The organism is Planifilum fimeticola, assembly GCF_003001905.1.
GTDB lineage: Bacteria > Bacillota > Bacilli > Thermoactinomycetales > DSM-44946 > Planifilum > Planifilum fimeticola.
The window spans coordinates 1-20,553 of record NZ_PVNE01000033.1; the positions used below are offsets into that span (position 1 = coordinate 1).

General features: G+C 52.1%; 20 protein-coding genes and 5 pseudogenes. 14 read left to right on the plus strand and 11 right to left on the minus strand.

The features are described from left to right. The first annotated feature begins 757 nt into the window (after positions 1-757). Together CLV97_RS18265 and CLV97_RS18985 are read left to right on the plus strand one after the other, a co-directional pair. Entirely contained in the window at positions 758-982 is a 225-nt protein-coding gene (locus CLV97_RS18265) for a hypothetical protein (RefSeq protein ID WP_170070571.1), read from the plus strand. Further along, positions 954-1,499: pseudogene (locus CLV97_RS18985) on the plus strand (transposase). Before CLV97_RS18265 ends, CLV97_RS18985 begins: the two are co-directional and overlap by 29 nt. Here the strand turns inward: CLV97_RS18985 and CLV97_RS15780 are convergent. The 3 genes and pseudogenes from CLV97_RS15780 to CLV97_RS15785 all read right to left on the minus strand — a co-directional run bounded on the left by CLV97_RS15780 (position 1,485) and on the right by CLV97_RS15785 (position 3,867). After that, positions 1,485-2,345 carry a hypothetical protein gene (locus tag CLV97_RS15780; protein ID WP_245891647.1) on the minus strand — a complete coding sequence of 287 codons (861 nt, stop codon included), beginning with the start codon at positions 2,343-2,345 and terminating at the stop codon, positions 1,485-1,487. The pseudogene CLV97_RS18985 and the gene CLV97_RS15780 sit on opposite strands and share 15 nt — an antisense overlap. A 33-nt stretch (positions 2,346-2,378) precedes the next feature. Continuing rightward, positions 2,379-2,633 (minus strand): annotated as a pseudogene (locus CLV97_RS18870) (DNA methyltransferase); the annotation flags it as partial. Continuing rightward, positions 2,596-3,867 (minus strand): DNA methyltransferase, encoded by a 1,272-nt coding sequence (locus tag CLV97_RS15785; protein WP_106346495.1) that lies wholly within the window; start codon positions 3,865-3,867, stop codon positions 2,596-2,598. The pseudogene CLV97_RS18870 and the gene CLV97_RS15785, both read right to left, overlap by 38 nt. Positions 3,868-4,239: 372 nt before the next feature. Here CLV97_RS15785 and CLV97_RS18990 point away from each other — a divergent pair. The 3 genes and pseudogenes from CLV97_RS18990 to CLV97_RS18995 all read left to right on the plus strand — a co-directional run. Beyond that, a pseudogene (locus CLV97_RS18990) lies at positions 4,240-4,392 on the plus strand (IS256 family transposase); the annotation flags it as partial. Positions 4,393-4,881: 489 nt separating this feature from the next. Beyond that, positions 4,882-5,468, plus strand: a pseudogene (locus CLV97_RS15795) (thermonuclease family protein). Next, complete coding sequence (locus CLV97_RS18995) at positions 5,374-5,628, plus strand: excalibur calcium-binding domain-containing protein (RefSeq protein WP_106346498.1); 255 nt, start codon at positions 5,374-5,376, stop codon at positions 5,626-5,628. Before CLV97_RS15795 ends, CLV97_RS18995 begins: the two are co-directional and overlap by 95 nt. A 169-nt stretch (positions 5,629-5,797) precedes the next feature. On the opposite strand, the gene CLV97_RS15805 is transcribed toward CLV97_RS18995, so the two are convergent. Next, positions 5,798-6,613 carry a GNAT family N-acetyltransferase gene (locus CLV97_RS15805; RefSeq protein WP_170070573.1) on the minus strand — a complete coding sequence of 272 codons (816 nt, stop codon included), beginning with the start codon at positions 6,611-6,613 and terminating at the stop codon, positions 5,798-5,800. A 152-nt stretch (positions 6,614-6,765) separates the two neighbouring features. Here CLV97_RS15805 and CLV97_RS15810 point away from each other — a divergent pair. Beyond that, positions 6,766-8,072, plus strand: a pseudogene (locus CLV97_RS15810) (ISNCY family transposase). Between the two features lie 210 nt (positions 8,073-8,282). On the opposite strand, the gene CLV97_RS15815 reads toward CLV97_RS15810, so the two are convergent. Then, positions 8,283-8,495 carry a hypothetical protein gene (locus tag CLV97_RS15815; protein WP_106346500.1) on the minus strand — a complete coding sequence of 71 codons (213 nt, stop codon included), beginning with the start codon at positions 8,493-8,495 and terminating at the stop codon, positions 8,283-8,285. Positions 8,496-8,616: 121 nt separating this feature from the next. On the opposite strand from CLV97_RS15815, the gene CLV97_RS15820 reads away from it, so the two are divergent. Further along, on the plus strand, positions 8,617-9,453 hold the full coding sequence (locus CLV97_RS15820; RefSeq protein ID WP_281257624.1) for an ATP-dependent DNA ligase: 837 nt from the start codon (positions 8,617-8,619) through the stop codon (positions 9,451-9,453). A 432-nt stretch (positions 9,454-9,885) separates the two neighbouring features. Here CLV97_RS15820 and CLV97_RS15830 read toward each other — a convergent pair whose 3' ends face one another. Continuing rightward, on the minus strand, positions 9,886-10,803 hold the full coding sequence (locus tag CLV97_RS15830; RefSeq protein WP_106346503.1) for a hypothetical protein: 918 nt from the start codon (positions 10,801-10,803) through the stop codon (positions 9,886-9,888). A 208-nt stretch (positions 10,804-11,011) separates the two neighbouring features. On the opposite strand from CLV97_RS15830, the gene CLV97_RS18270 reads away from it, so the two are divergent. Both CLV97_RS18270 and CLV97_RS15835 read left to right on the plus strand, forming a co-directional pair. Next, positions 11,012-11,167 carry an ATP-dependent DNA ligase gene (locus CLV97_RS18270; RefSeq protein WP_170070574.1) on the plus strand — a complete coding sequence of 52 codons (156 nt, stop codon included), beginning with the start codon at positions 11,012-11,014 and terminating at the stop codon, positions 11,165-11,167. A gap of 41 nt (positions 11,168-11,208) precedes the next feature. Next, positions 11,209-11,403 carry a hypothetical protein gene (locus tag CLV97_RS15835; RefSeq protein WP_106346504.1) on the plus strand — a complete coding sequence of 65 codons (195 nt, stop codon included), beginning with the start codon at positions 11,209-11,211 and terminating at the stop codon, positions 11,401-11,403. Between the two features lie 5 nt (positions 11,404-11,408). Here the strand turns inward: CLV97_RS15835 and CLV97_RS15840 are convergent, their stop codons facing one another. The 3 genes from CLV97_RS15840 to CLV97_RS15855 form a co-directional block, all read right to left on the minus strand. Then, positions 11,409-11,756, minus strand: coding sequence for a YolD-like family protein (locus CLV97_RS15840; RefSeq protein WP_170070575.1), 348 nt, complete (start codon positions 11,754-11,756; stop codon positions 11,409-11,411). A 903-nt stretch (positions 11,757-12,659) separates the two neighbouring features. Further along, positions 12,660-13,211, minus strand: coding sequence for a flavodoxin family protein (locus tag CLV97_RS15850; protein WP_106346507.1), 552 nt, complete (start codon positions 13,209-13,211; stop codon positions 12,660-12,662). 407 nt (positions 13,212-13,618) lie between these two features. Further along, positions 13,619-14,056 carry a helix-turn-helix domain-containing protein gene (locus CLV97_RS15855; RefSeq protein ID WP_106346508.1) on the minus strand — a complete coding sequence of 146 codons (438 nt, stop codon included), beginning with the start codon at positions 14,054-14,056 and terminating at the stop codon, positions 13,619-13,621. Positions 14,057-14,094: 38 nt separating this feature from the next. Here CLV97_RS15855 and CLV97_RS15860 point away from each other — a divergent pair, with 38 nt between their 5' ends. Next, entirely contained in the window at positions 14,095-14,586 is a 492-nt protein-coding gene (locus tag CLV97_RS15860; RefSeq protein ID WP_106346509.1) for a magnesium chelatase subunit ChlI family protein, read from the plus strand. Positions 14,587-15,035: 449 nt separating this feature from the next. Here the strand turns inward: CLV97_RS15860 and CLV97_RS15865 are convergent, their stop codons facing one another. Continuing rightward, on the minus strand, positions 15,036-15,710 hold the full coding sequence (locus tag CLV97_RS15865) for a protein kinase domain-containing protein (RefSeq protein ID WP_170070576.1): 675 nt from the start codon (positions 15,708-15,710) through the stop codon (positions 15,036-15,038). A gap of 142 nt (positions 15,711-15,852) precedes the next feature. On the opposite strand from CLV97_RS15865, the gene CLV97_RS15870 reads away from it, so the two are divergent. Genes CLV97_RS15870 through CLV97_RS15885 form a run of 4 tightly spaced genes read left to right on the plus strand, consistent with a single transcriptional unit; the run spans position 15,853 to position 19,827 of the window. Further along, positions 15,853-17,349: a spore germination protein gene (locus CLV97_RS15870; RefSeq protein WP_106346511.1), complete on the plus strand. Its 1,497-nt coding sequence runs from the start codon at positions 15,853-15,855 to the stop codon at positions 17,347-17,349. Position 17,350: 1 nt separating this feature from the next. Beyond that, complete coding sequence (locus tag CLV97_RS15875) at positions 17,351-18,469, plus strand: Ger(x)C family spore germination protein (RefSeq protein ID WP_106346512.1); 1,119 nt, start codon at positions 17,351-17,353, stop codon at positions 18,467-18,469. A 3-nt stretch (positions 18,470-18,472) separates the two neighbouring features. Then, positions 18,473-18,715 carry a hypothetical protein gene (locus CLV97_RS15880; protein ID WP_106346513.1) on the plus strand — a complete coding sequence of 81 codons (243 nt, stop codon included), beginning with the start codon at positions 18,473-18,475 and terminating at the stop codon, positions 18,713-18,715. Beyond that, the gene (locus CLV97_RS15885) at positions 18,712-19,827 is read left to right on the plus strand and encodes a GerAB/ArcD/ProY family transporter (RefSeq protein ID WP_106346514.1); all 1,116 of its coding nucleotides are present in this window, start codon (positions 18,712-18,714) and stop codon (positions 19,825-19,827) included. The genes CLV97_RS15880 and CLV97_RS15885 overlap by 4 nt, the downstream gene beginning before the upstream one ends. Before the next feature lie 143 nt (positions 19,828-19,970). Here CLV97_RS15885 and CLV97_RS15890 read toward each other — a convergent pair whose 3' ends face one another. Continuing rightward, positions 19,971-20,495 carry a GNAT family N-acetyltransferase gene (locus CLV97_RS15890; RefSeq protein WP_106346515.1) on the minus strand — a complete coding sequence of 175 codons (525 nt, stop codon included), beginning with the start codon at positions 20,493-20,495 and terminating at the stop codon, positions 19,971-19,973. Between the last annotated feature and the right edge of the window lie 58 nt (positions 20,496-20,553).

Sequence of the window (20,553 nt, forward strand, 5' to 3'; positions counted from 1 at the left end):
CGATTCCCCCCGAAACGAACACAGCTTTGGATTGTCATGTCAATTCAGGTGGATGTTTTCGTAAGTAGCCGTTTGTATACAGGACTATTTCACAACGCTTCTAGGGCGTGTCTGATGATTCAAGAAGTTAACCGGATCATGAAGGCAACAATGATGATAGCAGCACTGAAGTTGAACCCTCGTTTATCATAACGGGTGGCGATTCTCCTCTACTGATTCAGACGATTGACGCACCACTGCACTCCATTACATTGCAACGGGCAAATATCTCCCGGTTAAAGGCTAAAGGTCTCCCCGTCGTCGGGAGCTTTGTACTTTCTGATTTCTCCGTTCAGGGAACGTGTGTGGAATTCCTCGCCGACGGAGAAAAGCCCGACAGATGAGATAGCTGTATTCCCGATCGGCAGTTAACGACCGGCCGTGCCCGGTCCGTCTTTCCACTGGCATCCATAACGTGTTTTAATTAGGGTGCTCTTCCTGTTGACCCGGGGTGATCAAACAGTTAAGGACCGTTCTTTTCCGTCACAAGTTCCCCGACGGCATCTAACTTGGTTAAAATAGGCTCCAGAAGCTGTTTCCAGGATTGGTCCCGTCTCCATCAGACAAACTGATCATAGGTTAGCGTGCTATTGATGATCCGGAAGCGGCTGCATGGTGCGAGAAGCAAACCGGAAGGGTTTCTATCTGGACGGCAAACACAACCTCATTACAGACGTGCACGTCACACCGGGAAACCTGCACGACGCCAAACCCCTACTTGGCTCGTCTGAAACGGCAGAAGGAACGTTTCGGCTTTGAAGTGGAAGCCGTGGCGCTGGACGCCGGATACCTGACGAGTCCGATTTGCCATGCCTTGAAAGAGCAAGGGATCTTTGCCGTCATTGCTCATCATCGTTTCCATCCGCAAACAGGATTGTTTCACAAATGGCAGTTCAAGTACAACGCTGAGTGTAATGTGTACAAATGTCCGGGAAAACAATGAACTGACTTACCGAACAACTAACCGCCAAGGATACCGCGAGTACAAGTCCGATCCTCAATCATGTCGGGATTGTCCATTTTTATCCTGGTGCACGTGTTCGAAGAACCATGTAAAAACCATCACCCGCCACGTATGGGAAGATGCCAAGGAGTGGGTTTGTCAGAACCGGTTAAGCGAGCGGGGAAAAGAGCTCTACAAGCATAAGGAATGAAACGATCGAGCGATCGCAGATGAGAAGGAACTGTACGGACTTCGCTACGCACGGATGAGGGGGCTTGCCAGAGTAATGGAGCAATGCCTCCTTACCGCCGTGAGTCAAAATATCAAGAAAATGGCCTTGCTCTCCTGGAAGAGGAGTAAGGGGCGCAAAGGCGGGTATTTTTTCATAATCTCCCTCCGTCCGTTCTTCTCTATTTTCTTCCTACTAGCATACAAACCCAGCGGTTTTTCCGCTGGGTATGTCAATAGCCTCACAGGGGTTCCCACCTCACCTAAAATTCACTCATCTTTTACGTAAGAACAGAAATGCGTGATGGTGAGTGCTCCCACGATCAACTCGTCCGTGGCTCTCCAGGTTAGTTGCGTCCTCATATACAATTCCCATAGATTCAAAGAGATTTCTTTCGAGAGCGAGACGCTCGATTTCTACTGCCATGTCTAATTTCTTGACCACGCCAAGATGCATAATCAAAAGACTTTGGGGTTTCAATACACGGGCTAATTCTCGCAAGACGTTTACATATGGGTCGCACGTCCTGACGTACTCAAAGAACTGTCCGCTAGTTTTCTGTTGTGCTTGGTAGGCATAATCCCAACCGCAAAACCACAAGCGAACTCGGTTGTGGCGTAAGAAATCTGTTGTTCCGAGAAAAGGTGGCGACGTGATTACCGTATCAATACTATTCGCTTCAAAAGGCAAGTTCAAAACGGAGCCATGATAGGCTTGGCCTGGGGTATACTCTGGAGGCAAAGGTTCTTTGTACATCGAGACTAACTTTTTTCTTAAGGAAACCAACAACGACTTATACTGGAATTCGCCTTTGGGTGGGATTGGGATGATATTGTGACTTCTCCTACTTAGTGCATATGGTCGGTTACCATGAAGAATGTGAGCAACACAGGTTCCTACAAATGCCAATGCAGCTCGGTCCAAGGCTGATGATGTCATCTGCAGACGGTCTAACAGGTATCTTCTTGTCGTGAGTATCTCTGCAAACGTCTGCTCGTGAAAAAACTGGCGGATCTCTTCTTCATACGGCTCACGCTCCAAGACCTTGGCCGTATCAATTCTAGATAGTTTTTCGGTTAGATCCGACAGAATGGGCTGAATGAACTCCTGATCGGGGACGTTTGTCTTGGCCAACGATGCCCAATATCCTAGCGGGTTAAGATCAACACCAATCCCAATTCGTCCTTCAAGGCAGGAAGCTAGGGGCACTGTACCTATACCCGCAAACGGATCAAGAACGGTGTCGCCTGGCTTGGTAAAGTACCTCACAAGTATGTGGGCGATTGCTGGCTTCAACTTGCTCGGATAGGAGCATAGATTGTGGAGCGTGTGTCCCCAGTGCCTTGAATTATAGGGCGGTTGTCGGTACGGTAACTCCTTAAACTTAGTCAGCTGCTGTGTGATGTTCGTAATTAGCGGCAACAGTCGTACCTCTCTTCGCTTTGATTTTAGGCTTTCGGAATATCAACACGTACTGGTGGTGAATGTTGGGTACATATGTACTGGGATACCCGTAAGGATAGAGCTTCTTATGGTTCTGGACTAGTATCTTGATACCATGCAATTCAAACTGTCGGTGCGTGCTGGATTTAGTGAGCCGGTTTAACAGGTCCGAGTGAAAGGGAATGTATTTAGACCCATGTCGGAAGTCACTGACGACAATCGCCATGTACTTACCTGGGTGGAGTACATCCCAACAATTCAAGAAAAATTCGCTGAGCCTGTCTAAGAAGAGGTCATAATCCTCGATGTTTCCGAGGTCTCTTTCATCATTGCTATACTTGACGTCTACTCCTTGCTTGAGGCGGACCTCTTTGACTTTATGATCAGGCTTCTTGCCCAGGATGGACCAGTAAGGGGGACTTGTGACTATAAAGTCGAAAAGCTCTCCTTGACTAGCAAGACGGGGGATCTCTATTGTCGAGTCACCATGGATCACCTTGTAGGTCCCGGTAGCTCTTTCACCAACTTCTGTTTCCATTCTTTTGTGGGATAGTTCAACCCATTTTTCAACGATCTCAATGCCGACTGCATCTCGTCCGTTAAGGACAGCGGCTTTTAGGGTTGAACCGACACCAACGAAGGGATCTAACACTCTCTGTCCCTGTTTGGTGAAAAACCTGATAAGACGAGCAACGTCTTGATACGAAAATGGTGCAGGATGCAGGCGTTCAATTTGTGCTTCGGGGTGAGAACTTCCCAAGCCTTTCTGAAACCATACAGTTTTAGTTTCGGCAATCCATTCTTTTCCAGACAGATCGTTCAAGGTATTGCGAACCACACGCTTCGTATTCGAAGGCTCCTGAGTGGATTTATCCGTTGAGGCGGTCTCCCGTTCCTTGGGAGAGTGTTCATTCGTTGGTTTAGAGGATGTCACGTCAGGAACGTATTCGTATTCAGATTTCACCTTAACGGTTGGTTCATTTGCTACCATGACGAGCGATTTCCCCTGTTTGTATTGGCTAGGGTTTTGCGGAGCTGTATTAAACCGACTCCGTTCCAAGTAATCATCCAATTCCGACCGAAGAAAGCGCCGCTGTCCGCCCGGTGTGCGAATGCATGAGAGAGCCTTTTGGGAAACTGCTCTGTACAGCGTTGAAACACTAACCCCTAGATATTTTGCAGCTTGCGCCGTAGTGAGAAACTCTCGTTCCACGAAAATCTACCTCCTTGTACACCATATTACTAATACCTTACATTGTGGTCAACACTTTTCATCACTTTTCAAACCTCTCTTCAATCGGGGGATCGACAAGGAAACGGTACTCGACCAATCGAGCGTTTCCACCGTGCCGCTCCGTTTCGTTGAATAGCTAAGGCACTCGCGGCACAACTCCCTCAGGCACGTGCGGATGAATATATGGAGTCAGTTGTAGTCCTTATTTCGTCCAAGTTTTTTTCAACCCGATACCTTTATCGCGAGACGTGTAGGCTATGTCCCAAATATCGTTGGAAAATGAATGTGGCGGTCTCCTGAACCGTTTGGTATAACGGTGGTGGGCAAACCAAGAAAGGAGAAACCGTCACTATGAAAAGTCTACACGAAAGAGAAGAAAAGAACCAGGGCCATTCTTCCATCCAGATCTCACTGGCCAATATCATGGAATCCGCCAAAGAGAGATTGCTGGCTTTGGCTGTACAGACAGGGTTGCAAGTGTTCCAAGCCATAATGCAGGAGGAAGGACGCCGACAAGGTGAGTGACTAGTAGTTCGCCACCTACTTTGAGGAAGAGGTGAGAGCTACCGACTGGAAGAAGGAAGTCAGCCGACTGCTACTAGACCTGATCGAACGGTGGGAGCCGAAACAGAAGGGAGATGAAGAGCGGAAGGTCCAGGCGATCCAGCAGATCGAAGCCTGGGCATTGGAGGTGCGAGAGCTTAGCCTAAGGCCAAGGTGTCTGTCTATCGCGATCGTGGCATTCTTCTCGAGCCGGCCACCCATGTTGGAGGCCGACCGGTCTAAACGAGGAAACAGATCGAACAATTTAAGTCACAGAGTGAAGGGCAGAAATGAAGCGGTAAGGACTAGCGACGAGGATCAAAAGAAAGTGGGGAGGGCGAATACATGAGAAGTCGCTGGGTTCTGTTGTTGATCTCAGTGCTGGTGTTTTTGGCTGGTTGTGGGTCGGAGCAGGAGGTAACTTCTCCCCATAAGGCATCTCCTGAAAGTATGGTGGATGAAAGCTTCTTGCAGAAGGCGGCAACTGGTATAGCGTACTTTCGAGAAAACTCGGTAAAGGAACCGAAGGACGCCGAAGAAGCGGAGTTTGTAGAGCATGTGGATGGAGATACTGCCAAGCTGAAGATCGACGGCAAGGTCGAGACGGTTCGTTTTCTTCTCATCGACACACCCGAGACCAAGCACCCCGAGCTGGGGGAACAGCCCATGGGGAAAAAGGCCAGTGATTTCACCAAGAACATACTGGAGAAAGCGAAACGATCACATTGGAATATGACGTGGAGAAGAAGGACAAATACGGTCGGGTTTTGGCCTATGTCTACGTGGACGGACAGAACGTGCAGGAGGAGCTTTTGGAAAAAGGACTCGCCCGGGTGGGGTATGTATACGAGTCCCGTCGACACCTAGATGCATTCAGGGAAGCGGAGCAGTTCGCGAAGGAGAAGAAGCTCGGGGTTTGGCAATGTCCGGGTTATGTGACGAATGAAGCGTTCAACGAGGAGAAGTGGTGCAGGGAGAAGTATCAGAGCTCGTCATTTGAGGGTCACGCTGTGGTTCGAGACGGAAAAACGATTTAATGTCGATCCCTATGATCCCCATGGCTCAGACCGTGACTGTTCGGACTTCAAGACCCAAGAGGAAGCGCAGGAGTTCTATGAAGCGGCAGGAGGCCCGGAGAAGGACCCCCATCGGTTGGACCCGGACAAGGACAATGTGGCTTGCGAGTCCCTCCCATGAGGGGCTTTTTTGGTTAACCGGATTTGTTTAGAAGAATCAGCAAAAGACCCGACCGTGTTTGGTTGGGTGAGGCTGTTGACAAAGAAGGGTCCACAGCTTTTTTTGTTGAATTCGAATGATAAACAACCGGTTGCCGTCAAATCTCGATTGTTTTCATGTCATTCCCGCCTCATTTCCCCTGTTCTGCATTCACCATGCTCCACATCCCGATCTCCCGGAACCCGATCCGGCGATAGATGGTCCCGGCCGCCGGGTTATCGTAAAAGAGGCAGAGCTTTTTCCCCTCCGCCAGCACTTCCCGGCACAGATGAGACATGGCTAGGCTGGCGAGGCCCTGCCGGCGGTGTGCGGGATGCGTTGCCACGCCCACAATCATCGCCGAATGCGGATTTTCGGCCGTGGTGCGGGCCATGGACACCATTTCGCCTTCCCGGGTCACCACGTATGTACGGCCATCGCCGGTTTCAAACGCCTGCCGCAGCGCCGGTTCCGTGCTGTCATCGGGCGCGAACTCTTCGATCTGGTGTATCAGGGCCGTCATCGCCGGCACGTCGTCAATCGTTCCCTTGCGCACTTGATATATATCATTCATACCGTCCAGGAAAAGCTGCTCTGCCCGATCCAGTTCGGCAAAATGGAGATTCCGCCGATTGGCCCAGTCCAGAGGCAACAGGTTCAGTGACTGGAACTGGTCCACGATCTCCTTGATCCCGGAGAAGATCTTGAGATCCCCCCTCTCCAAGGTCAGACGGGCAAACCCCTTCGCGTCAAATTTCCTGCGGGAGTACGGGATATAGTTCCCGTAGTACCTGAGCAACACCGCCCGCAGGTTCCCCTGGTTATCAAAATCACCCCACAATCGCTGAAACTCCCGGCAGAAACCGTAGTTGTGGATGTCGCCGATCAGAAACAGGTTGAATGAGCTTTCCGGCATCAGGAAGTCCAACACCTTCTGCCTGTCCGCTTCCGTCAGTTCCCGGATCATTTCAGCTCTCCCGTGTGATGGTTTTAACTTTATCATAATCTCTATCTCTCCGTTTGTATATGGGAACCCTCATTTTCTGTTGTGCGTCTGTGATATTGTCACCCCATAACGCGTCTGAGAAAATGTCAGTTATGGGAGAGAAGACGATTACCATGAGCAGAAAAGAAGTCAAACGTTTGGCTGTCATCCAACGTCTCCTTCATCAACAGATCACCACTCGTGAAGCCGCTGTGCTGTTGGGGCTCAGCGTTCGACAGGTGTACCGGATCAAAGCCCGGGTTCTTCAGGAGGGGGAAGAAGGGATTGTACATAAGAACCGGGGAAGAAAGCCGGCGCATGCCTTGTCGGAAGACCTGCGACACACCATCGGGAGTTGTACCAAAGCGAACGGTATAAAGGATCCAACGACCATCACTTTGCTGAATTGCTGGCGGAGTACGAGGGCATCCGGGTCAGCCCTTCCACCGTGCGGCGAGTCTTGCGCTCCGCCGGGATCCGACCGGCACGCAAACGCCGTCCCCCCAAAGCCCATCGTCCCCGGCCGCGAAAACCGCAAGCCGGCTTGTTGGTTCACCTCGATGCCAGCCCCCATGCCTGGTTTGAAGACCGGGGAGAGCCTTGCGTGTTGTTGAAAGCGGTGGATGATGCCACCGGTGCCATCCTGGCGGCCCGGTTCCAACCCACGGAGGACTTGGCCGGATATTTCCGTCTCCTCACGGATGTAATCCAGAACCATGGCCTTCCTGTCGCTGTCTATACCGATCGTCACCGCATCTTCGCGTCCCCCAACGAGACATTGACGGTGGAACAGGAACTGGCCGGTCTCAGTCCCCAAAAAACGCAGTTTGGACTGGCCCTGGAGGAATTGGGGATCGGGCATATCAAAGCCCTGTCTCCGCAAGCCAAGGGACGGATTGAGCGATGCTTCCAGACAACACAGGACCGCTGGATCATTGAGCTCCGTTTGCGAAATGTCGGCTCCGTCGACGAAGGAAACGCGGTTCTGCCCGAGTTGATCGAAAAACACAATCGGCTGTTCGCCGTGGAGCCGGCTGAAAAAGATTCCGCCTTCGTCCCTTACACCCACCCCCGCGCCTTGAAGCACATCCTCTGCTACCGAGGGGTATACCGGAAAGTGGGTTCAGGTCAAACGATCTCGTACCAGGGGCACACATACAAGATCGTATCCGACCGCATCCTTCCGCTCAAAACGGAGGTGGAGGTTCGCCAGACCCTGGACGGTTCAGTGTGCATCGAGCGTAACGGGGAGATCCTGCCCGTCAAGCGGGTGGAAAAACCGGTTCGAAAGCCTGCGTCAAAGCCGGAAAAAGAAAAAGCAGGCGTTACGAAGCCCCGTAAGCCTGCTCCCAATCACCCATGGCGCAAAGCCTGGGTAACACCAAAACCCGACTCCATGATACCTCAAAATCGAGGTCATGGCCAGTCGTCATCGGGTTAGCAGGCTGTCAGACCAAGGTTAAGGTGACAAAATCACAGATGTGTTATGGTGACATTTTCACTGACGCTTGACATGGGAACCCTCATTTTCAGTCCCTTAAAACTCTTCCATCACGGAAGGGATGAGGCTGTTGCAAAGAAGGGGGCAACAGCCTTTTTTGTATAGAGGAATAAAAACAAAATCCCAACCCAACCGTGTTTGGTTGGGATTTTATTTTCCACGCTTCTTTTCCTCTTCCAGTGCTTTTTCCCGCGCTTTCCTCCAAGCATCTTTACCAAAGAAAGCGGCGCCACATTGCGTGCAAATGACATCTCCCGTTTGCATTCCATACCAATCAATTTCCTTTTCAACAGAAGGATGGGAACAAGGTTTATTTCCCCACTGTTTCGCCAACTTATCCGATTCTCCTATTTTGATAGCCATTCCGTATCACCCCCTTTATGATTTTTCGAAACCTCGAATGGATTTCCCTTCGTTTCCCAGCCTCCATCGATCATCCGTTCTGATATTCTGGGAATAGGTGATCGAAATGTTTATCTCTCCCATGTTGGTACAGAAAGCTGAGCGGCCTTTTGACAATGAGGGAATCATTGCGGAACCCAAGATGGACGGGTTTCGATTGATCTTGTCCACGATAGACGGGATGAAGGCTTACACCCGACACGGGAATGAGGTGTCGGCGCGATTCCCGGAGTTAAAGCAGTTCTCCATTCCCAAAGGAACGGTGCTGGATGGGGAACTGATCGTTACGGATGACCACGGCCGATCGGATTTTGAGTGGGTCATGAAGCGGCTTCAGGCCCGGAATCCTAAGAAGATCGAGCGGTTGGTCCGGGAGCTTCCGGTTCAGTACGTGGTTTTTGATATCCTGTACCACCGGGGAAAATCGGTTGTTGACCTTCCGCTGGTGGAGAGGAAGGCCTTGCTGGATGAGGTCGTGAAAGAGAACGACGTCTTGGCACGGATTCGATTCATTGAGGGTGGCGCAACGGGCCTTTTTCAGGCTACAGGGGATGCCGGGTTGGAGGGCATTGTCATCAAGAGGAAAGATGCTCCTTACCAGCCGGGAAAACGCTCTTGGTCGTGGCAGAAGGTGATTCACTGGAAAGAAGCCGAAGTGGTCATTACTGGGTACCGGAAAGATGAGCCGGGGTGGTTGATTTCTGTCGAGGAAGATGGGCTCAGACCGGGAGGAATCATGGAACTTGGTATGGGTCCGACCGAACGGAAGGCCTTTTATCTGGTGGCTCAATCGATTAAGACCCATGAAGACCGACGGTTTGTCTATCTGGAGCCGCGGATCCGCTGTCGGGTGAAGTACAAAAAAAGAACCCACGCCGGATTTCTGCGTGAGACGGTGTTTCAAGGATTCGTGTTGTGAAGTTTACCGAACAAAACGGAGCAGGTCTTCGCTGCTCCATGATGATCAACATGACAAAATCCCGGTTTACGAGGTGCGGATTACCAACAGGTACTTACACTGGTGTGAGGGGGTGGCGGGTAGCCCCCACCTCCTACTCGTTTTTCTTTTTGGTCAACCGTTTCCATTCTTCCCTGAACGCCAAATAAAGGAGCGCAGGAAGGATAATTACAGCACCCCAGAAAATGATGTTAAGCGCTTCGGGAATAAACGTATAGACAAAATAAATCAACAATCCGGTCAACAAGCAAAGGCTTATGAAGCGTAAAATAGCCACGCCAATCACTCCATTAAATTGTTTGTGTCCACGAAACCTTTTCCAGACTCTTACTTAATAATATGGTGAAGAGCCAGGTTTTACAATATCCTGACTCTTCAACTTCAAATGTAGCCTTACAACCTAATACATCTCCCGTAGGTATTACCGGTCACAGTAACACCAACCGAGGTCTCTACAGTGTCACTAGCCAAGACAATACCTGCCCATCTTATTCCGAATACTGCTTCATAATACAAACGAGAGTATACCTCCGAATATCTGTGACCCTCTATATACACTGTTCTCATTTTCCCCAGTGCTCTTGGTTCTAGAACCATTGTGGATCCGAAAAGATGTCGCTGGTAATCCCCATCTGCATGGGTAATCCAACTTGTTTTGCCGTCATAGTAAAATCGGCCTTCCGCCCATAATGTGAACGCTCTGTCTCCAAGAGCAGTATATGCAACACAAGTTGTCCTCTTAGTCGGTGTGTAAGCAGCAATCCCAACATTTCCACTGGATTTTGTTTTTGCCTTTTTGCTCAGCTCATTATCTACGGTTCCAAATTCACACCCAATAACGCCCCCGATATCAGATACAAAAACGTCGATTGTCCCATCATTTTTACGATTTAGCGAAATTAGTTCTCCATCTTCTTCATTTTGCCGTTGTTTCTTCAAAAAATCGGTGATAACAAAAGGTTTTCCTTTGTTCCTACTTTTATACTTTTCTACCTTTTTGGGGAAAACGTCCTCTATCGATATCGTGGGGTCATTGGCTACCATTTGGGGCGCAGGGTTTTGCTTGTAGTAATCGGAAATTACTTTATTAACTTCTTCAAACGTAACATCTTTTCCTCGTAACTTACTCAGTCGATTTGACAAATCCGACGAACTCCTTTGAATGTACTCCTTTGCGATTTGGATTGCTTTTTCTTTACTTGCCTTTTCTTCAGGTGTTTGCGGGGAAGCATTTGCAGAGGACGGAGTCAGACCAAAAGTGGACAAGGTCAACAGAACCGAAATAAACAACCCAAACCAACGTTTGATCATTTCACCCACATCCTCCCTGATATGTTTGTCTTGCAACACTATTATACAACATAACGTAAATATTAGTCCATTTTAAAAATACTACTCATTTCGACAAATTCAGATAGGGAAATCGACCGTTTTTAGCCGATGGTTTTAAAACTTCTTTTCCTAATACTACTTTGAGCCTGGCAAGAAAAAGATTGGCGAAAACAAGGATCACTAAACTTTGGACCCGCTGTACAATTTGGAGGGCATTGTCATCAAGCGGAAAGATACCCCTTACCAACCGGGGAAACGCTCATGGTCTTGGCAAAAGGTGATCCACTGGAAAGAGGCCGAAGTGGTGGTTACCGGATACCGGAAGACGAGCTGGTATGGTTGATTGCCATTGAGGAAGAAGGGCAACTTAGACCGGGAGGGATCATGGAACTTGGGATCGAGCCGACCGAACAGAAAGCCTTCTACCCGGTGGCCCAATCGATCAAGACCCATGAGGACCGATGGTTTGTCTATCTGGAGCCGAGGATCCGCTGTCGGTTGGAGTACAAAAAACGGACCCATGCCGGGTTCTTGCGTGAGCCGGTGTTTCAAGGGTTCGTGTTGAATGAAACATCATGAAATGACTACTCGGTTGATCCCCCGTTCGTCACCGTTTCGGCTCCGATGATCTTGGACAGGGGGATCACCCTCTTGTCTTCCCTGTTTTGGATCACCAGCCACCGCTCGATGGGGTCGATGCGTGTGACGTAGCCGGTAAACCTTTTCGGTCCGTACTTGTTGGCGTAGGTCAGCGCGATCGGTTTTTTCTTCACCCGGGACCATTCGATGACCCGGTTGATTTCCTCCAGCGCATTATCGGCCATCTCCGGCGTATGGTACACATTCTTCCTCTGTCTTTGCTCCAACAACGGGTCCCGGTGCTCAGGGAGAATAACCCTGTGCCCCTCCCACATCTTGTTTCCGCGATCCATGTCCCTCACCTCATCTATAGGGTAACCGAACATTAGTTCCCATAAAAGAGGAAATTCGAACCAGTTTGGTGTTGGGACCGCGGGTCACGGGTTCGGATGAATTCCCGCAAGACCTTGACCGCAGGTAGGGCGGACCCGTCATACCAGCACTCCCCGCCAGCCAGCGAGCGGTAGACTTCCCAGCCGGAGAGGTTCCCGTACTGGTGCCGCTACTTGTCGTAGACCCGGTGAGGCCGCTGGTCGAAACCCCAATACTCGCCACTATTCCCGCCTATCCATGATTAAACCTACCTACGCGATTCGAAAAAAATTGCTTACCCATTTCCGAATCGGGTATAGCAGGATCCCAATCAATGTTCCGCCCACTTCGCCACCACCCTCGTACTGTATGCTTTGGCTGGATTGATCAAAAACAGGCAGTTGTTAAAACAGAATTAGGAAGTGGGCAGGGATCCGGTCCCTATTTTGAATTGGGGTTACAAAGCCGCCATTGCGTTCGTCCTGACTGATATTGACAGGTGGGAAAACCTCCCCATGGAACGTCCGGTTCATTTCCTACCTAAAACCGGATCCGTTCGATTCTAACGCGAAAGCGTCTTTTTTTCTTGCCTTGGAGAGGATACCCTTGAAACGATGTAGCCGTTGCCGCAAAAAGCATCCCCGCCACCGATTTGGTCGCAACCAGGAGTCCGATCGGGCCGAGTGGCCGGAGGAAACTCTCGGCATCGTGATCCCGGAATGGGGCTATCCGCGGAACGATTGCCGGCCCTATGCCGCTTGCCGGTAAGAACAGGGACCGCTGGTGAAGAAGTCCCGTGGAATCCAAGGAACCCTCTTTTGAAGAGCGGCGCAAACATTTGTAACCGCCAGTGGCCGCACCGGATAACTCCGGTCTTTTTACAGTTATTCCTGAACGATTTGCCGCAAGATCCGGTTCAGCTGTTCCGCCTCGGCGAGTGCCATGAGGTCATTTTCGATTTCCCCCGGTTGGTTTGCTTGGCCGATGATGTAGCCGCCGAACGTTATACCCACGAAATCGAAGATGTACTGGAATTGTTGAATGAGTGGCAAGCCTTTGACACGGGGATTGTCACCGCCGACGGCAATGGTGTAGGCGGTTTTGCGCCGCATGATTTCCTTAAAATCAAAACGGGAATCCCGCAGGCTGACCGACCATCGGTCGAAAAAATTTTTCATCCGCCCCGGAATACCGTACCAATAGATCGGCAAGCTGAAAATCAGCGTATCGTGGCGCAACACCTCTTGGATGACGGTATCGTAATCATCGTCTACAGGTAGAAATCCGCCCGGAACATGACGGCGATCATCGATGGGAAGGATGGTGTGATTCCTGAGATCGATCGCATGATGGGGGATTCCTTCCAATACCACCTGGGTCAGCTTTTTGGCGTTGCTCTCCTCACGTTGACTGCCGTACAAAACCAGAATGCTCAAATACTTCGCCACCCTTCTTCGTACGTGATAGGTTGCTGCACCTTATTGTATTGTAGTGGTTTGTCTCCCCCCAGACAACAAATAGACGCCAGATGAGTCGCAGCATCCGGCGTCAAGATAAAAGAGACCCAACAAAGACATACCAGGGCGTGTAATTCTGTATGGGGTGATGTTTTTTGGGTGAGCGGCGACCTCAGCCAGAGGTCCTGCATTCAAAAAGATTTTTTGGTAAACAGTTTCGACTGAACCCCATTAGATGTCACCGTATCCAAAGCCAAGCCCGACGTGCTGGACAGTTACTGTCGAATCTGTCGGGTGGAGGTCCAGCACGAACACTACCAGCGCAACCGTGAAAAACGCATCGAATCCGCCCGACGTTGGCGCGAAAAACACCCCGACTATTTCCGTCAATGGTAGTCTTTCGTATTCAAAGCCTTGAAGTATGGGGCCAAAGTATCCAGGTGATGGGGCAGGGGTTCGAAATATCCGGTTTCCCACTTTCGCAGAGTCTTCTCATTGACGTCGATCTGCTGCGCAAATTCTTCTTTCGTGAATCCGTGATACAAGCGGGCCTTCCTGATCCTTTGACCGATTGTTTGTTCCGGAAGGTTTTCGAAGCAGCCCAAGAAAGCAATGGGAACGTCCAGCACCTGAGCCAATGTCCGCAAATTGGGGAGGGAAGGTCGGGAGTGATTGTTTTCCATTTTGCTGATGCTTGTGGTGCTGATCCCCGTGATCTCGGATAATTCCTTGATTGAGAGCCCCTTTTTGATTCGGGCCTGTCTGATTCGAGCGGCAGGAGTTTTCCCGCTTTCGTCGTAAAAGGGAGATCGAAGGGACCGCATTTTTGTCTGTTTGGTGAGGGAAAGGTCAAGGTTGTTCTCTGCATGCTTGCCCCTGCGGTTTTTTCGGTTGGGAGGAGGATCGACCCTGCACGTGTACCGCCCGCCAGGTGCAACGGTACCGTTCCAAGATATCGGGGCCCTTGCTGGACCGCATCGACATCCACGTGGAAGTACCGCGGGTGGACTTCAAGACCCTCACATCCACGAAGTCAGGGGAGAGCTCCGCGACGATCCGGGAACGGGTCAATCGGGCGCGGCGGATCCAGGAGGAGCGGTTTAAGGGGAGAGCTAACCAGACCAACAGCGGGATGAGCCCGTCGGACATCCGCCGCCATTGTCCTCTGGACGATGCGTCCCGCCGCCTGCTCCGGGCGGCCTTCGACTCCCTCGGACTCAGCGCCCGGGCCCACGGCCGCATCCTCAAGGTGGCGCGGACCATTGCCGACCTGGCGGGGGAGGAGAAGATCCGGGAGGAGCACATGGCGGAGGCGATCCAGTACCGGGTGCTGGACCGCAAGTTTTGGGAGTGAGAGGGTTTCCGGGTCCAAACACAGCTACTGTCGAATCCGTCAGGAAGTGGTCCGGAGCGAGCACTGCCGGCGCAACCGTGAGAAGTGAAGCCGCCCGGGTTGGCGCAATAAAAGACTTCGGTTAAGTTAGGGACCGGCCTGTGGCCGGTCTGCTTTTCCTTTGGCAAGCTGTCGCAAGCGATTCCGTCTCCATCCCGATTCAACCGTGCGGATCTCCGGGGCACGCAGTTTTTGCCTGTTTGGGCGTTGACATCCACTTCGGAGAAGGGACTATCCAGGTGACTGCGGTGAGCCTGCAGTTTCATCGGATATAACAACAATACCTGTTGATAAAGGAATATTGCATTGGGGAAATAATCGGAATTGATACGGCTGGTTTTCAAAGTGAGGGAACAATGATTGGCGACACAAAAAGGCCTGGTTCAGAGACCAGGCTTTTTTGATGAAGCTCACCAGGAGGATTTTTTGCGACGCCAGTGCCGGTCCGACGAAAAATGGCGCCGTCGCCGCGGGGAGGAGCCGCTGTGGCTGCGGCGGCGGTGACGGTCGGAGGAAAACCAACGGAGCTTTTTCTTCGGTTTGGAGGAAGAGAACAACCGGAACAGGCCGCAGTATTTCAATGTTTCCAGGTCTTCCGTCAACGCCTCTTTATGGGCCGCCGCGCGTTCGGTCTGGAAAAAGCGGCCCACATCCACAAATTTCACCCGCCCCTCTTGATCCACCATGATGTTGTTCAGGTGGAGGTCGTCGGGAATCACGCCCCGTGCATAGCAATGCTCCACCGCTGCCTCGATTTGTTCGTACAGATGCCCCTCCAGTTTTTCTCCCCCCTGAAGGGCTTGCCACAGGGTAGGGCCGTTCACCTTGTCCACAACCATCCATCCTTTCTCCCGGTAGTGCATCCGGGGGAAGGAGGCGTGACCCGAAAGGCGGGATAACAGGACCGCATCATTTCTTTCGCCGGCATCCGGCTTGAACACTTTGACCGCATATTCCTCAAATTCATAGACTTTGCCGCTCAATCCTTCACCGAGGAGAGGATATTTATCCATCATGCCGCCGGCGATGAGGGAGCGGAGGTGCTCCACGATGGCGGGATCGATGGCGCGATCGGGATGAGCCATGCAGGATCCCCCTTTAAGTATGAATGGAAGTCCAAAATTCGCTTTCCCGACGCGGCGATGACGTAAACGTTCAATTTGATGTTTACATATTGAGGCGCGGACGAGGAAATAATAACCAGGCATAGGCTAGGGGGGATTTTCCATGAGGTTGTTCCGGGGAAAAGGCCGTTCCGATCGATCGATGGATACGGCTGATTTTGAGTTGACCGGACATTTGGATCGCGATGTGAAAAATCTGGAGAAATTGTTATCCTCCCACGACTTGACGTTTCGGCGCATTTCAGGGAAGACGGAGCTTGCCGTCGGATTCTTTTCCAGCTTGTGCAACAACGATACGCTGGAGCGGGATGTGATTGCACCGTTAAACCGGGCTGCCGGAGAACGGGCTTTGACCAAGGAAGACCTCTATCGACATATCCACACGGGGGATGTCCGGCAGATCAAGGACGAGGTTGAGCTGTTGGAACTGTTATTGGACGGCTTTGCCGTCATCTTGATGGACGGTCGGCGTGGAGCCCTGGCTGCGTGTGTCGAAGATATGAAACGCCGGGATATTTCCAAGCCGATCACGGAAGTGGTGATTCGTGGCTCCCATGAAGCCTTCAATGAATCAATCATCGATTCGATCGGGCTGATTCGGCGAAGATTGGCCACGGAACGCTTCCGGATCGAAATAGTAAAAGTGGGCAAAATCGCGAAGAGCCGGATTGCATTTTGTTATCTCGACGGGATTGCCCGGCCCGAATTGGTGGAGGAAGTGCGCAGGCGGGTTCGAAGGATTAAAAAGTTCATCTTTGATTCGGGAAATCTGGAACAACTTATTGCCGATCATCCCCTGACTCCGTTTCCGCAGCTATATTATACGGAGCGCCCGGACAAAGCCGTGGCCAGTCTGTTGGAGGGTCGGGTCATTCTTCTCACCGACGGCTCCCCCTATGCCTTGATCGCGCCCACAACTCTGTTCGATCTGCTGCATCCGTCGGAGGACTATTATTTTCACTTCCTTCCGGCTTCGGCCATCCGGATCGTCCGCTATATCTCCGCCTTTTTTGCCCTGTTTTTGCCTTCCATTTACGTTGTGATCGTCATGTACCGTCCGGAGCTCATTCCCACGGAGCTGTTTTTCCGGCTGGTCGCCCAGCGGGAAGGAGTACCCCTGCCGACGGTGTTGGAGATTTTTCTGATGGAGGTATCCTTTGAACTGATGCGGGAGGCGGGCATCCGTCTTCCGCCGCCGGCGGGACAGGCCGTAAGCATCGTCGGGGCTTTGATCGTGGGCGAAGCGATGATCAATGCCGGGTTGGTCGCTCCGGTGACGGTGATCGTTACGGCCACGACCGGTCTTTCCTCCTTTACGATTTCGGCCTTCCATCTGTCCTACGGATTGCGTGTTCTGCGCTTTCCGATCCTGCTGTTTGCCGCCTTTATCGGGATTTACGGGTTGATCATCGCGACGTTTCTGATCATGTTGCACCTGTTATCCCTGAAATCCTTCGGGTTCCCCTATCTGTCACCGGTTGTTCCCGGTCGCTCAGGTGACTGGCGCGATGTGTTCATTCGATTTCCGATGCCCTCCGTTCAGCGTCAACCGGCCTTTTTGAAAAACAAGCCCCTTTTCGGCAGGCGGAGGAGGAGATGACGTGCGGTATCCGTGGTGGATGGCCCTGTTTTTGATCCTTTTGTCGACAAGCGGGTGCTGGTCGGCGAGGGACATCAAACAACTTTCGATCGTCAGCGGTGCGGCCGTCGATCCGGGGAAACAGGCACCTTACCGCCTGACGATCCAGTTCGCCGATCCCACGGCAATGGTGCGTCAACAGGAACGCCCCCATCCCTATTACGTCAAACAGGCGGAGGGGTACTCCGTGCTCGATGCCGTTCGCAACATCAGCCGGAGGGATTCCCGTCGAAGACTTTGGTCTCATATGGAGATGCTCCTGATCAACGAGGAGTTGGCACGGCGGGAGAGTCTGTTTCAACTGCTCGATGTCGCTCAACGCTACCACGAAATGCGGCGGGACATCGTCGTCGCGCTGGTGGCCGGTACCGACGCGGGCCGATTCTTGGAGCGCAAAGTGGAGCCTCCCCTTTTGGGGGGATTCGTCTTGAGAAGGATCAACCAGGAATCCTATGAATCCGGTGAGGCGCTCTTGACCACGATGTTTGATTTGTTGCAGGTCAAATACGGCGAGGTTAAGGATATGCTGCTGGTGGAAGCGAGGGAGACGGAGGGGGATGTCTCCTTTAATGGGGCCGCCGTGTTAAAAGACGGGAGAAAGGTGGGCCGCGTGGATTTTCCGGAGATCCGGGGTTATCTTTTGATCAAAAATCTGTTGAAGAGCGGAACGGACATCATTCGAACCAAACGGGGAAGTGTCACGGTCTGGTTGGAAGGCGGGAAGATCAAGACGGAAGTGACTTCGCTCCGGCCTCTTACTTTCACGATGAAAGGTGTGGTGAAGGGGCATATCCAGGAGATCAACACGTCGGAGGATTTCAACCGGATTTCCGCCCTCCGGAAATTGGAGGGGCGGGTTGCCCGCGAGGTGACCGGCGAAATCCGCAGGAGTCTGCGGACATCCCAACGGTTTCGGGCGGATTATTGCCAATTGGGGAATCTGTTGGCTCAATATCATCCCTCTTACTGGAAAAAGGTGAAGGGCCAATGGAGCGACCGGATTTGGCCGCAGGCGAAATTCCGTATCGATATCGCTGTGCGATTGCAGCACAGCGGCAGGGAAAGTCCGAAAGGAAGATGACGTATGTATGGAATCGCCCTTTCCATCGCATTCCTACTCGCCGCCATCGGGGAATGGAGGATGGATCCCTCCCCCAAGACCTTCCGGCTGTGGATGGGTTGTGCCCTGCTGTACGGGATGGATGTTGCGCTTATTCTGATGCAATTTGGAGATCTTCCGCTGCCCAATCTCAACCAACCGATGATTTGGTTGATGGATCCTGTGGCACGCCCCTTGTTTGATTGGTTGAAAGGGGGAGTGGTGTGATAAAGGATCGATTGATGACTCCGATCCAAGCCCAGACTGTGATGTTCCTCTTTATCCTGGGAACAGCCATCCTGAATATACCCGCCATCATCACCGCTTTGGCCAAACAGGACGCTTGGCTGTCCGTCCCTCTTGCCGCCTTGATCGGATGGCTAACTCCTCTGATGGTGGTTATCTTGTGTCAAATGCATAAAAGGCGATCCCTGGTGGACGTGTGCCAGTCCGTCATGGGACCTTATGCGGGCGCCTTGTTGGGGGCCGGATATGTGTTTTACGCGATCCACCTCGGAGTTCTCGTCACCAATGATGCGGGTATGTTCGAGACGATGATGCTGCAACCGAGGACGCCGCTGTGGCTGTTTCATCTCCTGATCCTGGTCGTCGCCGTCTATGCCTATCGCCTGGGCCCCGAAATCCTCGGTCGTTTCAGCCAAATGTTGCTCATCATCGTCATCGTGGTGATTGCGTTGACCTTTCTGTTGCTGATCGGAAGGCTCCACCCCGAAAACCTCCTCCCGATCCTGGGCGGAGGATGGAGGCGACTTGCCGCCGGAGCGTATCCCGCCGTGGGCTTCCCTTTTCTGGAGACGGTCATCGTGACCGGGTGGATCCTTCCGCAGGTGGAGGAAACCACCGGATTTCTCCGGGGGATGACCGTGGCATATTTTCTGGGGGCGGTATTTCTAGCGCTGGCCATCCTGTTCACCCTGATGGTTTTCGGAGCCGAATGGTCCGCCCATCTCACTTATCCGTTGTACGCCCTGGCCCAACAAGCGGGGATCACCGATGTCATCGAACGCATTGAAGCCCTGACGCTGATCGCCTGGATCGCCTGCGTGCAGATCAAGTTAATCGTCTGCTTTGCTTTTGCTCTGGATGGAATCCGCACGCTGTTGCGCGTTCCCGATGCACGCCTGTTTTCCATTCCGTTGGCGGTCGCCATGATGATCTTTGCCGAAACCAGTGTTCCCAGCGAGGTTTATCTGACCGAGAGCGTGAACATCTACTGGACGCCCTATTCCTCCGTGTTCGGGGTGTTCGCGCCGCTTCTACTGCTGGCGGTCACTTGGATCCGGAGAATGGGAAAAAAGCGGAGGAAAGCGTCCTTTTAATCCCAGTGAACAATGGACAAGGAGCAGTTGCTCGCTGTGTTTATCGGAAATCCCTATAGAGAAAAATGCAAGCCCCCTGCGGGTCGCAGGGGGCAAACCGTCTTAATCGCAGTTTTGTTCCGCGGAGATCGGTTTCAGCTCTTTCAGTGCGGGAAATCGGAGCGGAGCAGGCCCCTCACCAACACGTCGTGGTACTGCCCGTTCCGGTACAGTTCTTCCCGCAGTATGCCCTCCACCCGGAAACCGCATTTTTGGTAGGCACGGATCGCCCGACGGTTGAAGGCGAACACCGTCAACTTGAGTTTTCGGAGATTCATCTGCCGGAAGGCGAATCGGGTCAAGATGCGGATGGCGTCGCTTCCGTATCCCTTCCCCTGATGGGGCTTCCCGATGGAGATGCCGATCCGGGCGAAGCGGTGGTGCCAATTGACGTCAAAAAGGGCCAGGGAACCGATAAATTCTCCGCCCAAGGTTTCCACCGCAAAGAGAAAGGCATCTTCCCCTGAAGCCAGGGTTTCCGGCAGAGACCGGAGTTTATCCGGTTGCGGAGGAAAGGGGATCCCGTCATCCATCAGCAGGCGGGTTTCCAGATCGCTTTCCCATTCGACAAACCGGTCGGTGTCTTCTTCCCTAAAGGCGCGCAGTCGCACTTTTTCGCCGGTGAACAATTCCTTTTGCCCCCTTCATGACCGTGACAAATTCCGGCGGGACGACACCTTCCGGCAA